The organism is Eudoraea adriatica DSM 19308, assembly GCF_000382125.1.
GTDB lineage: Bacteria > Bacteroidota > Bacteroidia > Flavobacteriales > Flavobacteriaceae > Eudoraea > Eudoraea adriatica.
On record NZ_KB907551.1, the window covers coordinates 168,466 to 183,414 of the forward strand.

At 36.0% G+C, this 14,949-nt stretch carries 12 protein-coding genes; 10 read left to right on the forward strand and 2 right to left on the reverse strand.

Going from position 1 to position 14,949, the window contains the following annotated elements; all coding sequences use genetic code 11:
- Positions 1 to 50 precede the first annotated feature (50 nt).
- Both G504_RS18795 and G504_RS0114335 read right to left on the reverse strand, forming a co-directional pair.
- Positions 51 to 2,906, reverse strand: a complete 2,856-nt coding sequence (locus tag G504_RS18795; RefSeq protein WP_019670884.1) for an OmpA family protein — start codon at positions 2,904 to 2,906, stop codon at positions 51 to 53.
- A gap of 388 nt (positions 2,907 to 3,294) precedes the next feature.
- Positions 3,295 to 3,480 (reverse strand): twin-arginine translocase TatA/TatE family subunit, encoded by a 186-nt coding sequence (locus G504_RS0114335; RefSeq protein ID WP_019670885.1) that lies wholly within the window; start codon positions 3,478 to 3,480, stop codon positions 3,295 to 3,297.
- 201 nt (positions 3,481 to 3,681) lie between these two features.
- Here G504_RS0114335 and G504_RS0114340 point away from each other — a divergent pair, with 201 nt between their 5' ends.
- The 10 genes from G504_RS0114340 to G504_RS0114390 all read left to right on the forward strand — a co-directional run bounded on the left by G504_RS0114340 (position 3,682) and on the right by G504_RS0114390 (position 14,941).
- Positions 3,682 to 4,551 (forward strand): M23 family metallopeptidase, encoded by an 870-nt coding sequence (locus G504_RS0114340; RefSeq protein WP_019670886.1) that lies wholly within the window; start codon positions 3,682 to 3,684, stop codon positions 4,549 to 4,551.
- A gap of 5 nt (positions 4,552 to 4,556) precedes the next feature.
- Positions 4,557 to 6,053 (forward strand): GH3 family domain-containing protein, encoded by a 1,497-nt coding sequence (locus G504_RS0114345; RefSeq protein ID WP_019670887.1) that lies wholly within the window; start codon positions 4,557 to 4,559, stop codon positions 6,051 to 6,053.
- Between the two features lie 105 nt (positions 6,054 to 6,158).
- Complete coding sequence (locus G504_RS0114350; protein ID WP_019670888.1) at positions 6,159 to 7,844, forward strand: DUF6909 family protein; 1,686 nt, start codon at positions 6,159 to 6,161, stop codon at positions 7,842 to 7,844.
- Positions 7,845 to 7,846: 2 nt separating this feature from the next.
- Positions 7,847 to 8,845, forward strand: a complete 999-nt coding sequence (locus G504_RS0114355) for a GumC domain-containing protein (RefSeq protein WP_019670889.1) — start codon at positions 7,847 to 7,849, stop codon at positions 8,843 to 8,845.
- Between the two features lie 93 nt (positions 8,846 to 8,938).
- Positions 8,939 to 9,982, forward strand: a complete 1,044-nt coding sequence (gene rfbB, locus G504_RS0114365; RefSeq protein WP_019670890.1) for a dTDP-glucose 4,6-dehydratase — start codon at positions 8,939 to 8,941, stop codon at positions 9,980 to 9,982.
- Positions 9,983 to 10,008: 26 nt separating this feature from the next.
- Positions 10,009 to 10,878, forward strand: a complete 870-nt coding sequence (rfbA, locus tag G504_RS0114370; protein ID WP_019670891.1) for a glucose-1-phosphate thymidylyltransferase RfbA — start codon at positions 10,009 to 10,011, stop codon at positions 10,876 to 10,878.
- Positions 10,875 to 11,423, forward strand: coding sequence for a dTDP-4-dehydrorhamnose 3,5-epimerase (rfbC, locus tag G504_RS0114375; RefSeq protein ID WP_019670892.1), 549 nt, complete (start codon positions 10,875 to 10,877; stop codon positions 11,421 to 11,423). Before rfbA ends, rfbC begins: the two co-directional genes overlap by 4 nt.
- Positions 11,420 to 12,190, forward strand: coding sequence for a dTDP-4-dehydrorhamnose reductase (gene rfbD, locus G504_RS0114380; RefSeq protein ID WP_019670893.1), 771 nt, complete (start codon positions 11,420 to 11,422; stop codon positions 12,188 to 12,190). Before rfbC ends, rfbD begins: the two co-directional genes overlap by 4 nt.
- 491 nt (positions 12,191 to 12,681) lie before the next feature.
- A complete protein-coding gene (locus G504_RS0114385; protein WP_169336916.1) occupies positions 12,682 to 13,563 on the forward strand; it encodes an O-antigen ligase family protein in 882 nt (293 codons plus the stop codon).
- Positions 13,544 to 14,941 carry a lipopolysaccharide biosynthesis protein gene (locus G504_RS0114390; protein WP_019670895.1) on the forward strand — a complete coding sequence of 466 codons (1,398 nt, stop codon included), beginning with the start codon at positions 13,544 to 13,546 and terminating at the stop codon, positions 14,939 to 14,941. The genes G504_RS0114385 and G504_RS0114390 overlap by 20 nt, the downstream gene beginning before the upstream one ends.
- Positions 14,942 to 14,949 lie beyond the last annotated feature (8 nt).

Below are 14,949 nucleotides of genomic sequence, written 5' to 3' on the forward strand. Positions count from 1 at the left end.
TGCCAGGGGTTGTGAAAATCAACAGATTAAATAGGAATCTTGCAGTAAACCTACATCTTAACAATTATGAACTCAGAACGTCTGTTTAGCTGATGTTTGGCGGATGTGCACCTCACGGTACCATCACATTCATTGAGCAACCTTTCCTCTCCGTAACCAATGGCACTTTCTATGCGACCAGGAGAAATTCCGCGAGATATCAGATAGTCCCGTGTAGATTTAGCCCTTTTATCTGACAGATATTTATTATAGGCCCTTTTACCCCTGGAATCCGTATGAGATTCAATTTTAATAACCATTGTTTCATACTCATTCATCACTTCTACCAACTTATCCAATTCATTGGCAGCATCTTTTCTTATATAAAACCTGTCGAAATCAAAGAAGATCATATCAATTTTGAGCTTTTTGATCCCATTTTCGATTGCAATGAGCTCTTTGAGCTTTTTCAAGGCTACTTCGGTCTGTACTAACTCATTTTCTTTCGTAACAACAGCTTGCTTGTCTTCAAAATAATCGTCTTTTATAGTCTTAATACTATATTTTGTATTACTCTCCAGATCTTCAAACACAAAACTGCCATCCTCACCGGTAACTACTTCTTTTAATTTAATATTGTTTTCATCCAAAAGTACTATCAGTGCTTCCGGCATCACATCTCCTGTAACCAGGTCTGTAACTACACCGGCAATGGCATTTTCATTGGTTTCCTCAGGGAGCATACTTTGAAATGAATAGATGTCGTCATCTCCTTTGCCACCTCTCCTGTTTGATGCAAAGAAGCCTTTTTGAGTTTCTTCATCTACAATATAGGAGAAGTCGTCTTTTTTACTATTTATGGGCTTGCCCGCATTCCTTACTTCCAGAAATCCGACTTCGTCATTAAAAGCCACCTCATATATGTCCAGCCCGCCAAGACCAACATGTCCGTCAGAAGAAAAAAAGAGTTTCTTTTCATTAATAAACGGAAACATCTCCTTTCTTTCGGTGTTTATTTCCGGGCCGAGATTTCTTGGTTCAGAAAATTGACCGTCACCTAGTACATCAACAACAAAAATATCGGTCATACCTATGCTTCCGGGCATATCAGAAACAAAATACAGTTGCTTTCCATCCGGGCTAAGGGCGGGGTGACCGGTAGAAAAATCGTCGCTATTAAAAGGAAGTTCTGTCGCTTCTGTCCATTCACCATCAATTTTTTTGGACATGTATATTTTCAGATTATTGATCCCGTTTTTATTTCGTTTTAATTTTTTGCCATAATTGTTCCTCGTGAAATACATGGTTTGATTGTCAGGGGAAAATGTGACAGACGCTTCGTGGTACTTTGTATTTATCTTTTTTGAGAATTTGACAGCATCTTTTACTTCCTGTGATTCTTTATTTAACTTGGCCACATAAAGATCAAGAAAGGGCTGATTATTCCATTTATACCTTCTGGTATTAAAAAAAGAGGAATCCATAGCTGATGAAAACACCATCTGGTCCTCATTGTAGTACATCGGAGAGAAATCCGAATACTTAGTGTTCACTGCCAAATTGGCTATGCTAATTGTTTCTTCGGCGTTTAGAATATTATCCAGGACTATTTCATTGGGAGTTGCCCTGGACAGGTTATCCAAAGTACGTGAATTGCCCTTTTTTACTTCCTTATCATACAATCGCATTAATCGTTTGGCTCTGGCATATTTTCCGGTACCTTTTGAGGAATGGGCGTATTTAAAGATATTCTCTGCAGACATCTCATCTTTAAAATTGGTATATAACTTATCATACCAGTAATAGGCCCTTTCCATATTAGTATTAAAATAATGGGAATCGCCTGCCTTTTCCATTACCTTAAAGGATTGATTATTTGGATCCTGCTCCAGCACCTTTTCATAAAGTTCGGCAGCTTCGGCATACCACATTTTGCTAAAATATGAATCGGCCTTTTGAAGCAGTTTATCATTTGTAAAAACACTGGAACCTTTTTTCATTGTTCCGGACCCTTTAAGTCGATTATAATTGTTCGGATCCGATATGTTTAAGGATTCTGTAACTGCTTTAGCTTTGGATTCGGCTATAAGCAAATCTTCTGTTACCTCCATCTCATCAGGATCAAAGACATTCATGATCCATACTTTATCGGCATAACTTCCATTTAGGTTGGACTTGCAAGCTCTTATTGCCTCTTTCCAGTCTTTGGACTCTTGAAGATATACATAGTTTAAACCGCTTTCGGAATGAGTTGCTACTTTGGTTACCAGATTTCTTTTACTAAGTTTATTCTGAAATGATTTAACATTTTGTATATCCCCAAATACCCCTGCTACAATATAATAGCCATTCTTCAGACCTTTAAACCGCGGAACTATTCTGGCAGCAATTTTATTCTCTTTTGCCGCTTTTATAAACTCTTTGGAAGTATAGCGGGTATTTACTACTAATTTTTTATTTTCCGGCCCTGCCTTCCTGGTTTTAATTGTGGCTGAACTGCCCTGAACATCCATAATCCAGACTTCAGAATTATATTTCCCGTTCATTTCTGTAGAACAGGAGTTTATAGCTTGTTTCCAATTCTCAAACTGGGCCAGGGAAACATAATTTAAATTACTAACCGGATGCGTAAGGATCAGCGGATTTAATTGCTTAAGCTTTAATTTTTTAACAAATTTTTCGGCGTTGGTCCGATCTCCGTAGACTCCGGCAATTATATAATATCCGTTTTTCGTTACTGAAAAATCCTTTACCAGTCTTGTTGGAATACCATTTGCTCTGGCACTACGTCTAAACGCTGCATCTGAACCCGGCGTTGTAACATCTGCCGTTGCATATTCATTTATTAATTCATTAGCATGTGCACTTACCCCAATTGTAATTAGGGTGAGGAAAGCAAGAATCGCCTGTATTAATTTTTTATTCATTGGTTCAATGGCTGGGGAAATATTAGAATCTGAATTGCCTAAAATTGGTTTAGGAATTTAGACAGCGCTTCTCCCGCATGATTGATTTAACGACGAAATTAAACGGTTTAATGCGCTCAGTTTATTTTTTGTTGTGAAAGAGATGTTTTTTGTCGTGTACGACCAACTTATGTATTTTATCGATAAAGCACACGTCAGAATGGGATCGTAGTTTGTAAGTAAAGTAGTATAAAATGATCTGGGGCCCTAAAATATATAGTCGAATAAGCCAGTGTAATTAAACGCTAAAAAATAAAATGATCGGTATAATATAAAGACCTAATTTTCGTAAATACAATAAAAAAAGGCGCCATATTAGGCACCTCTCTTATTTTAAAAAAATTCCAGATTATTCTTCTTTCTTTTCCTCAAGCTGTTCGTCTTCTTTGGAGGCGTCTTTAAATTCTTTAATTCCGCTTCCCAACCCGCGCATTAATTCAGGTATTTTTTTGCCCCCGAATAAAAGTAACACAACCATGACGATTATAGCTATTTGCCAGGGACCTATTGCTAAAAAGGTAATTAATGATACCATAATTTTAATATTTAATGGATTACAAAGGTACTAAAAAAAGTACTTAATTTACTGTTAATAATAACGGTAAGATCTATTTTAAATTATAAAAGCCTAAAAATGTATCTTGTACTTAAATTAATAGTAGAGTAAATTTTTGCAACAAGTAAATTTAAAAGGGATTTAACGCTTAATTCAAATCGAAGGTTATCTTTGTGTTTTATGGCAAAAAAAGGTAAAAAAAGAAAAGAAATTCGCAGAAAGCTTCTGCATAAGTATCGTCTTGTGATACTTAATGAAAGTACTTTCGAAGAAAAAATTTCCTTTAAACTAAGCAGATTGAATGTATTCGTAACCGGATCACTTTTAATTGTGGGGCTTATTGCTCTAACAATATTACTAATAGCCTTTACCCCTTTAAGGGAATATATTCCGGGCTATTCTTCTACCAAACTGAAGAAGCAGGCTACTGAATTAACTTATAAGACAGACTCTCTGGTTAGAGTGCTAAATTATACCAATAGGTATTTAGATAATATTAGAATGGTGCTTCGGGGAGATATTGAAAACAATCAGATTAATAGGGACTCCCTTTTTGAACAATTCAAAATTGACCCTTCTACTGTAGACCTTTCTCCTATCAGGGAAGACTCCATGCTCAGGGCAGAAGTCGCGCTTGAGGATAAGTATAATCTTTTTGAAATCAATAAAGAAGGAGGGGGACTGGTGCTATTTTCCCCTGTTAACGGAACAATTTCTCAGGAATACGATGCGCAGAATAAACATTATGCGGTAGATATAGTGGCCCCAAAAGACACTCCTGTGAAAGCAGTAGCAGCCGGAACCGTAATTTTTTCTGAATGGACAACTGAAACGGGTTACGTTATAATTATGGAACATAAGAACGGAATACTTTCAGTTTATAAACACAACGGTTCATTGAATAAGGGCCAGGGAGACTTTGTAAGAGCGGGAGAAGTAATTGCCTCTGTCGGAAATACGGGAGAACTGACAACAGGGCCGCATTTACATTTTGAGCTTTGGAACAACGGCAACCCGGAGAATCCGGCTGATTATATTGATTTTAACTAAAAAGGATGTCTTTAAAATCTTTTGCAGCCAGAATTTTTGCGAAAAACATAGCACGTAAAACAGCTAAATGGGCTGGTGAGCCAATAAAAAGTCAGGAAAAGGTCTTCCAATATTTAATACGCAAGGCTCAAAACACAAAATTTGGGATTGATCATAATTTTAAACAAATAGCGGACCATTCAGAATTTGTAAAGCAAGTTCCGATAAGAGATTATGAAGCGTTGCGTGAATACGTAGAGCAGGCGGTAGCCGGAAACGAGAATGTTCTCTGGCCGGGAAAACCAATCTATTTTGCAAAAACTTCAGGAACAACCTCAGGGGCCAAATATATTCCGATCACTTCCGAATCCATTAAAGAACAGGTTCTTGCCTCAAGGAATGCAATTCTGAATTATATCCATGAAACCGGGAATGCCGGTTTTGTGGATGGAAAATGGATTTTTCTGCAGGGAAGCCCTGAATTAGATGAACATAACGGGATTAAAGTTGGAAGATTATCAGGGATATCCGCTCATTATGTACCAAATTATCTCCAAAAAAACCGTTTGCCCAGCTGGGAAACAAATTGTATTGAGGACTGGGAGACCAAAGTTGAAAAAATCGTAAATGAAACAATAAATGAAGATATGACACTTATTGCCGGCATACCTTCATGGGTTCAGATGTATTTTGAAAAATTAAAATCCAGGAGCAATAAAAATATAAGTACGTTATTCAAAAATTTTAATCTATTTATTTATGGAGGGGTCAATTATGAACCCTATAGGGCAAAATTCGAAGAACTTATGGGCCGCCGTGTTGATAGCATAGAATTATTTCCGGCAAGTGAAGGATTTTTTGCGTATCAGAATTCTCAAAAAGAGTCGGGAATGTTGTTATTGCTCAACTCAGGGATTTTCTATGAATTTGTAAAAGCAGACGAGTTTTTTGAGGACCACCCCAAACGGCTTACAATAGGTGAAGTGGATTTAGATATAAACTATGTGATGATTATATCTACCAATGCCGGTTTATGGGGATATAACCTGGGAGATACCATTCGGTTTATTTCAACAAATCCATATAAAGTTGTAGTTACCGGCCGCATAAAGCACTTTATTTCTGCCTTTGGCGAACACGTTATAGCAAAAGAGGTTGAGGAGGCAATGCAAAGGGCGGTTGAATTATGCGATGCCTCCATAAATGAGTTCACGGTAGCACCACAAATTACCCCTGAAAAGGATGAACTGCCATACCACGAATGGTTCATTGAATTTGAGAAAAAACCGGCAGACATGACTAAATTCATTGATATTCTTGATGAGACACTTCAAGAACAAAACAGCTACTACTTTGATCTTATTGAGGGTAAAATACTACAGCGTTTAAAGATTACCACCATTAAAAAAGGAGGGTTTCAGGAATTTATGAAGTCCATTGGAAAACTCGGGGGGCAGAATAAAGTACAACGCCTTTCCAATGACAGGTCAGTTGCGGATAAGCTGGTCGCCCAGAAAGAATAATTTAAATAATTTTAGTTTCGGGATGATATCATATTCCCCTGCCAGAGACTTAATTTCAGAGACCTATTTAAATCAAAATTTTAAAATGTAATTTTGCCATGACCAATGGAGAAATTTAAAGACAATACCAGAGCACAGGAATCTACAAATGCTATTGAACGCATGTATATTACGATGCGTCATTTATTTAACAGAGGTTTTTATAAACCAACCGGTGTCTCGGGTGAAACTCTGCGAAATGCCCTTTTATCCTTACATCCGGAAATTTACGGTTCCGTTGCAGAGGAGAAGACGGAACTCAATGGGCTGATTTATGTTTTGGAAAGACTGCCTTCCGGAATAGAGCAATGCAGGTATATTAATCTAACCTCAGATGAAGGTTATGGCAAATCACATTTTAAGCCGATTATTCCGCCCAAGAGAAGGAGAAATTGCTACAGAATAGATAGCGAGCAGATGAATATTGAGATCACCAGAGGGCGCTCAGATATTTATGATATTCTCACTCACCTTACATTTTTATATATAGAAGCAGATAAGATCTGTTGGCGTGTGTTAATTGAAGATACAAATGAGACTATTCGCGATTGGAAAAAACTGGAGAAAGCAGCTACCAAGGCGAAGCTTACTCAGGAGGAAAAGGAAACTGCATTAATTCATACCGCAAACATACTTGGGAGGTCATTTGTTGAGGTTTTAGAAGTTTATAAAAAACTGGCCACAAAAAAAGAACCGGAAAGATTTTTAAAGATTCTGTATTGGTTAGGCAAATTATCTATTGAAGAAGAAACGGGGGGCGAGAAGAGGGTAATTACCTTTAGCAGTATGTTAAGGGATCGTCTTGGGCATCATATTCATGGTGAAATATGGGCAAAGACCATAAAGAAGACCCTGAAGAAACACAATTTATTAAAGAGGCCAATTCACATTATTAGTGCCAATATGCATAGCGTGGTTAATTCTTTGTTTGCCAGAAAGGCACTTAGAAAAGAGTTCCCGGAAAACGGCACATTAGAAATATATGAGGCATTAAGCTCCCCCGATAATATTGCTATGCGAAATAAGGTCATTGCTATGGCAAAGAAGAATGGAATGATATTTTTGCCGGATACCTCCGGAACAAATATTGATGTCCAGATATTTGACCTGGCTAAATTAGGCAATGATGCATGTTGTTATGATCTTAACATGGACCTCCCTGATGATAAAAAACCTCTTATATTTGTAATGGACTATGCCTTTGGGGAGCAGGCGTACGAAACCATTGACGAACTTTTGAAACCCTATGTTTTAGAAAATGACAAAAACATCTTTTTGGATGTGGCTTCAATTTCAATTATGGGAAAAGCTGGTATTCTTGAAGGCGGGAAAGGAGATTTAATGATACCGTCTGCGCATATTTTTGAGGGTACAGCAGATAACTACCCATTTAAAAACGAACTAAGCGCATCTGATTTTGAGGGGAATGGATTAAAAGTCCTTGAGGGCACTATGGTAACCGTATTGGGAACTTCCCTGCAAAATAAGGATATTTTGCGATTTTTTCATGAATCAACCTGGAATGCAATAGGACTGGAAATGGAAGGAGTACATTATCAAAAAGCAATTCAGGCGGCCTCTAAGATTCGGAAAAGTATCAGGGAAGAGGTAAAGGTAAGATATGCCTATTATGCTTCAGATAACCCATTGGAATCCGGCAGCACATTAGCTTCGGGCGGGTTGGGAACGACAGGTGTAAAACCAACCTATTTAATTACAGATAAAATACTTAAACAAATTTTTAATTCCTGAATATGGCAGATCAACAAACACCGAAAGAAACCACGTCAAATGATGAAATAGATTTGGGACAATTATTTAATATGATTGGCAGGGGTTTTAAGAATGTATTTAACTGGTTTTTAAGGGGTTTCCTTTATTTTAAAAAGAACTTTCTGATTTTATTAGGTTTGGCTGTAGTTGGTGCAATTCTGGGTTTTGGGTTAAATCAAATTGTGTCTGAAAAATTTAAGACAGAAGCGATTGTTAAGCCCAATTTCGAAAGCAAGGATTATTTATATGACGTCGTGAATGAAGTTCAGGCCAAAATTAAATCAGGCGACACAGTTTTCTTTAATGCAATTGGGTTTAAAAATACAGGTTTAAAGGGCTATGATATAGAGATAGACCAAATTTTGGTTAAAAGTAACGCTGAAGACAATCTGGAATATCTGGAGCTTCTGGAGAAATTTCAGGAAAATGGACTGGTTTCAGATATCATAAGATCTGAGCTTCTCAACAAGAGCTCCCTTGAACATAGAATTACGTTTACCTATAAGGACGCAAAGAACGGACCAAAATTTACGCAGAAGGTCATGGAATACATCAATTCTAATAATTACTATAATGAATTAATAAAAATAAACCAGGAAAATGCGAAAATAAGAATAAGACAAGATGAAAACTTATTGGCTCAAATAGATGAATTAATTACAAGGTATTCAGATAAAATGGCTGCTACGGATAGTCAATTTAATGAACAGCGAATTATATTAGATAATGAGAAACAATTGAATATTACGGAACTATTTGAATTAAAAAGCAATCTTATTCGGGATATAGAAAGGAAAAAAATAGAACTCCAGGAACAAAAAGACGCTATTAGCATCATTTACTTGGGGGAATCTCATTTAGAGCAAAATTCCTTTTTTGGGAAGAAAGTTGTATTACTACCGCTTATTTTTATCTCGATTTTCTTCCTGATTGATATCTTCAAATATTTAAACAAAAAAGCCGGTGAAATTGCAAATTGATTGTGTTGTGTGTTATATGAAGGATAAATTAATATTCCATTTTTTTAAAACATACAAAGAACAAAAGTCCGGTATCAAAAAAACCAAATTTTTATGAATATTTTAATAACAGGGGGGGCAGGATTTATTGGCTCGCACGTTGTACGCAGATTTGTAACTAATTATCCGGATTATCATATTTATAATTTGGACGCACTTACTTATGCTGGGAATTTGGAAAATCTCAGGGACATTGAAGATTACCCCAATTATACTTTTTTAAAGGGAGATATTTTGGATGCACCTTTTCTAAATCAAATCTTTGAAAAATACAAATTTGACGGGGTAATTCACCTCGCGGCGGAATCACATGTTGATCGCTCTATTACTGACCCGCTGTCTTTTGTTCGTACCAACATCATTGGCACCGTAAATTTATTGAATATATCGCGGGATTTTTGGAAAGAAAAAAAAGATAACAAGCGCTTTTATCATATCAGCACGGATGAAGTTTATGGCTCATTAGGCGCAGATGGCATGTTTACTGAAGAGACACCTTATGACCCTAATTCGCCCTATTCTGCTTCAAAAGCCAGTTCCGACCACTTTGTAAGGGCTTATGGTGAGACCTACGGGCTGCCTTATGTAATCACCAATTGCTCTAACAATTACGGACCTAATCATTTTCCTGAAAAACTCATTCCACTTTTCGTAAATAATATCATTGAAAATAAACCCTTGCCTGTTTATGGGGATGGCAAGTACACGCGAGACTGGCTGTTTGTAAAAGACCATGCGGCAGCGATTGACTTGGTTTTTCATAAGGGTAAAAACCGGGAGACCTACAATATTGGCGGTTTCAATGAATGGCAGAATATTGAGTTGGTCAAGCTCCTTTGCAGGTTAATGGATGAAAAATTAAACAGGCCTGCTGGAACATCTGAAAAACTTATAACTTACGTGAGAGACAGGCCGGGGCATGATTTGAGATACGCGATAGACGCAAGTAAAATAAACAGAGAACTTGGCTGGAAACCTTCCGTTACTTTTGAGCAGGGCCTGGAACTAACTATTGATTGGTATCTTGAGAATCAAGAATGGTTAGATCATGTTACTTCCGGCGATTATCAGGAGTATTATGAAAAGATGTATAAATAGTGATGTACAAATAAATAGTTTTATAAATGAAAGGGATAGTACTGGCTGGAGGGTCTGGAACACGTCTGCATCCATTAACATTATCAGTAAGCAAGCAATTAATGCCTATCTATGATAAGCCCATGATATACTATCCGCTATCTACGCTTATGTATGCAGGCATTAGAGAAATGCTTATTATTGCAACACCTAAAGACCTTCCACTCTTTAGAGATCTTTTAGGAGATGGTAAAAAGTATGGCTGCAGTTTTTCGTACGCAGTTCAGGAAGCACCCAATGGCCTTGCCGAAGCTTTTATAATTGGAGCTGATTTTATTGGGGAAGATAAGGTTGCACTGATACTGGGGGACAATATTTTTTATGGTTCTGGCCTTGCTAAGCTCTTGCAATCTAATAATGATCCGGAGGGCGGTATCATCTATGCGTATAGGGTGCATGATCCGGAACGTTATGGTGTTGTGGAATTTGATGGTGAAGGGAAGGTTATCAGCATAGAAGAAAAACCTGAAGAACCTAAATCTAATTATGCTGTACCCGGGATTTATTTCTATGACAACAGCGTTGTAGAGATTGCTAAGAATATATCCCCGAGTAGCAGAGGGGAAATAGAAATAACGGATGTAAATAAAATGTATTTGAGTCAGGGAAAGCTAAATGTAAGCATTTTAGACAGAGGTACGGCATGGTTGGATACAGGTACCTTTCAATCCCTTTTGCAGGCTTCTCAATTTGTTGAGGTTATTGAGGAACGACAAGGCCTTAAAATCGGTGCGATAGAGGCTGCGGCTTATGAAATGGGTTATATAGATAAAGAACAATTTAAAGATTTAGCAAAACCTCTTATGAAAAGTGGCTATGGAATTAACTTGTTAGGAATTTTAAATAAACATCAATGACTGTATCGGTGACTAAGTTAAAGGGATGTTTTGTTTTAACTCCTAAGTTATTCAATGACGAGAGGGGTTATTTTTTTGAGAGTTTCAACAAACAGTCTTTTGAACAAGCTATTGGTAAAAGAATAAATTTCGTTCAGGATAATCAATCTTATTCAACTTATGGCGTAATTAGGGGGTTACATTATCAAACCGGGGAATATGCTCAGGCAAAATTAGTAAGGGTACTCAAAGGAAGTATTTTAGATATTGTTGTAGATCTAAGAAAAAATTCCCCAACTTTTGGTCAACATTTAGCCTTAGAATTGACTGATATAGACAAAAAGCAACTTTTTATACCCAGGGGGTTTGCCCATGGCTTTGTAGTTTTGAGTGATACTGCAGAAATTTTTTATAAATGCGACAATTACTACAATAAAGAAGCAGAAGGAGGAATTATTTATAATGATAATCAATTTAATATTGATTGGAAGCTTCCTGATGATAAACTTATTATTTCTGAAAAGGATTTGATGCTCCCAACATTAAAAAATGCCAAAATGCCATGAATATTTTAGTGACCGGAGCAAACGGACAGTTAGGCAAATGTTTAAGGAAAATTGCTGGAAATTATGATGCCTTGCATTTTAAATTTATGGATTCTAAAGCATTGGACATAACCAATACAGGGAGCATAAATGAAGCCTTTGAATTTGAGCAATTCGATTATTGCATTAACTGCGCGGCCTATACAAATGTAGAACAGGCCGAAAAAACACCGGAAATAGCATTTGCCGTAAATTCGGATGGAGTTAAAAATATTGCTACAGCCTGCAAGAACAAAGATGTGGTTCTGATTCATATTTCGACCGATTACGTCTTTGATGGGAAGAAGGAAGAGGGGTATTTGACTACAGATTTGCCTAATCCAATCAATCAATACGGCAAGTCAAAACTAGCCGGAGAAAGTTTTATCCAGGAAATAACGAATAAATATTTCATCATCAGGGCCTCATGGTTGTATTCAGAATTCGGGAATAATTTCTATAAGACAATAATGAATAAAGCCAAAACAGAGAAGGTACTTTATATTACAGATGAACAAACAGGATGCCCAACAAATGCAAATAATCTGGCAAAATATATTTTAAATTTAATTACTTCGCCTAAAACGGAATATGGTATTTATCATTTTACAGATGGGAAAGCCATGACATGGTTTGATTTTGCAAAAGAAATATTGAGAGAAACCAACCTGGATAAGAAAGTTAGGGTAAAAAAGGCTAAGAATTATCGTACTTTTGCCAAAAGACCAAAGAACAGCGTTATAATTTAAGCGTAAGCCAAAAATCTTCTGACTGTATTTCGAATATACAAGACATGTCGCCTATAATGGATTGGATACAAAAAAAAAACATTCCTTATTTTTTTTTATACTTACTGTCATTTTATCCATTGATGAAGGAAGCCTTAGCCTCTATTACCGTAATTCTATTCATGGCGGCAACACTTTTTTTTTATTGGGAAAACTTTGGAAAAAGATACAAGAAATTTGGGATTAAACCCCTATTGATAAATTGTGGTTTTTATTTATTATTATTAATCTCTATTCTCTATTCTGAACAAATATTTACTGGAATTAAAAAAGTACAATCAAGCTTGTTACTCTTGTTTTTCCCGGTTATTATTTTTTATTTTTTCCCTAAAGTTAATAAACGGACCATTAAAATATTTTCCTATGGTTTTATTTTGAGCAATTTTGTGTTATTCCTTTATTTTTTCAATATTCTCGCTCAAGGACTTGCAATAGACAGGTTTACCGGCTTGATGGATAAAAATATTATAGAGCAGGCATTGGCTATAAACACCTATCCATATGAGTTTGTGCTTTCTAAAGCTGAAAAGCATTTAAATGTCTTTTTTGAGACCCATAAAGTTTATCTTTCATTGCAATTCTTGACTGCAATTCTACTTTCCATAAATTTGATTGCCAACTTCAAAATAGACATATTTAAAAAAATACTTTTGGGCATATTATCGTTCCTATTTGTTTTGGCTATCGTTTACAGTCAGGCAATTACTACGGTTTTAGCTCTGGTTATAATACTAGTTCTTGCTCCCTTTTTATATTTCAAAGGACGTCTGGAAAAAATTATTTTTGGAATAGGCGTCTTGTCTTGTTTAACACTTGGTTGGATGGCTGGGCTGCTTGATACCTATAAAAACAAGAATACCGATTCAATTACCAAGCTATTGGATTATGTTATCTCACCTATACCCATGGAAGAAGGAGTAGATAAGCGGATATACATATATGATTGTTCTATCAACCTTATTAAAAAGGAGATTTTATTTGGCTATGGAGTTGGAAATGTTCAGCAAAAACTAAATGATTGTTATCAAGAAAAAAATTATGTTGTGACTGAGTTTAGGTCATTGGGTTCAGAAATAAATACTCATAACTATTACTTTCATATGTGGCTGTCAGCCGGATTGTTTGCCCTTCTTTTCTTGTTGTATATGTTTGGCCATAATTTTTATATTGCTTTAAAGTTAAAGAACTTTACCTTTCTATTTTTCCTGTTGATGTTTTCCTTAAGCTTATTGACCGAGAATGTTTTGGTGCGGATGTATGGAGTGTTTTTATTTGCGGTCATGAATTCATTGTTTTATTCAAATTGCAAGATAGATGCGGGAAACGGGGAATAAAACAAGAAGTCTCGCAAGGGGTTCGGCTATTTATAGCATAGGCAATATAGGCACTTTGGTTATCAATTTCTTTTTGGTGCCATTTTATACCTTTTTCCTCTCGAATGAGGAATTAGGCTATTTTGATTTAGTTGCCTCCGCATCGATTTTACTGGCACCTATTTTTTTCGGGCACATTGAATTGGCTGTACTTCGCTGGGTACTTGCAAATAATAACCCTAAGAATATTACCCGGGTAGTATCGAGTTGTTTGATGGTTTTTCTAATAGGACTATTCATTTTTAGTGTAGTATTTTCAGTGGTGCATCTATATACCTCGATAACATTAGCTCCTTATGTTTTTTTATATTTTGTTTCCATTTTTTTCTATGTCATTGCCAAGCAGGTCGTTCGTAGCGTTTATTCTTCATTGCATTACGTTCTTACAGAATTGTTCTACATCCTTATCGTACTTATATTAAGTATTTTATTTGTAAGTGAATATGGCTTAATAGCCATTTTTACTGCATATGGTTTCGCTTCAGCGTCCTTTGTGATTTATTTGCTTGCAATAAAAATAACCAAGCATATTGACTTAAAGGCAGTTCGTGTGAATGTAACCAAGGAATTATTGAATTATTCATTTCCTCTCGTACTCAATGCCATGAGTCTTTGGATGAACAATCAGTCAAGTAAGTATATTATAGCCTCTTTTTTGACGCTAAGCGCGAACGGTATTTATGCCATTGCCTTTAAAATAGCCTATGTCATTCAAATACTAAATCGAATTTTTTATTATTCCTTTCAGGATAAAATGTTCGCAATATATGGTAAGGACGGATTTAAAGACTATTTTGAAAAAACCTTCAATACCTATTCAGGACTACTTTTCTCTATTTTATATCTTCTAATAAGTACGCAAAAAATCCTTTTGCCATTTATTATAGACACTGATTTCCTTGAAGCAACCAGATATATTCCTATTTTGGCCTTAGGAGTGGTTTTCATGTCTTTAGCATCAATACTTGGTATTATTTATCAATGTGAAAAGAAAAACATGCACGCCTTTAAGACATCATTGGTCTCAGGTCTTTTGATTGTTGCCACCGGATTTTTATTTATTCCAAAGTATCAACTTTATGGGGCATCAAGTGTTTTCGCTTTTGGAAATTTTGTTTGGCTGTTGTATCGGTACTTTGATGTTCAGAAATTTGTAGCCCTAAGATTTTTCTTCTGGAGGTTTATCTTGTATATTGTTATAGCATTCGGAATTTATAGCATCACTCAAAACGAACAGCTATGGGCATCTGTTCTAGCAATTTGCCTCGCAGTTATCATATCACTTTATTTTAGTAGAGATCTTGTTCGAAAATTTTTGACAGTACTATTAAAAAAATAAAAACATGA

Bases quoted from the DNA above. Each gene is read 5' to 3' on its own strand.
- G504_RS18795 (WP_019670884.1), bottom strand. From the start codon at position 2,906: ATGAATAAAAAATTAATACAGGCGATTCTTGCTTTCCTCACCCTAATT.
- G504_RS0114335 (WP_019670885.1), bottom strand. From the start codon at position 3,480: ATGGTATCATTAATTACCTTTTTAGCAATAGGTCCCTGGCAAATAGCT.
- G504_RS0114340 (WP_019670886.1), top strand. From the start codon at position 3,682: ATGGCAAAAAAAGGTAAAAAAAGAAAAGAAATTCGCAGAAAGCTTCTG.
- G504_RS0114345 (WP_019670887.1), top strand. From the start codon at position 4,557: ATGTCTTTAAAATCTTTTGCAGCCAGAATTTTTGCGAAAAACATAGCA.
- G504_RS0114350 (WP_019670888.1), top strand. From the start codon at position 6,159: ATGGAGAAATTTAAAGACAATACCAGAGCACAGGAATCTACAAATGCT.
- G504_RS0114355 (WP_019670889.1), top strand. From the start codon at position 7,847: ATGGCAGATCAACAAACACCGAAAGAAACCACGTCAAATGATGAAATA.
- rfbB (WP_019670890.1), top strand. From the start codon at position 8,939: ATGAATATTTTAATAACAGGGGGGGCAGGATTTATTGGCTCGCACGTT.
- rfbA (WP_019670891.1), top strand. From the start codon at position 10,009: ATGAAAGGGATAGTACTGGCTGGAGGGTCTGGAACACGTCTGCATCCA.
- rfbC (WP_019670892.1), top strand. From the start codon at position 10,875: ATGACTGTATCGGTGACTAAGTTAAAGGGATGTTTTGTTTTAACTCCT.
- rfbD (WP_019670893.1), top strand. From the start codon at position 11,420: ATGAATATTTTAGTGACCGGAGCAAACGGACAGTTAGGCAAATGTTTA.
- G504_RS0114385 (WP_169336916.1), top strand. From the start codon at position 12,682: ATGGATAAAAATATTATAGAGCAGGCATTGGCTATAAACACCTATCCA.
- G504_RS0114390 (WP_019670895.1), top strand. From the start codon at position 13,544: ATGCGGGAAACGGGGAATAAAACAAGAAGTCTCGCAAGGGGTTCGGCT.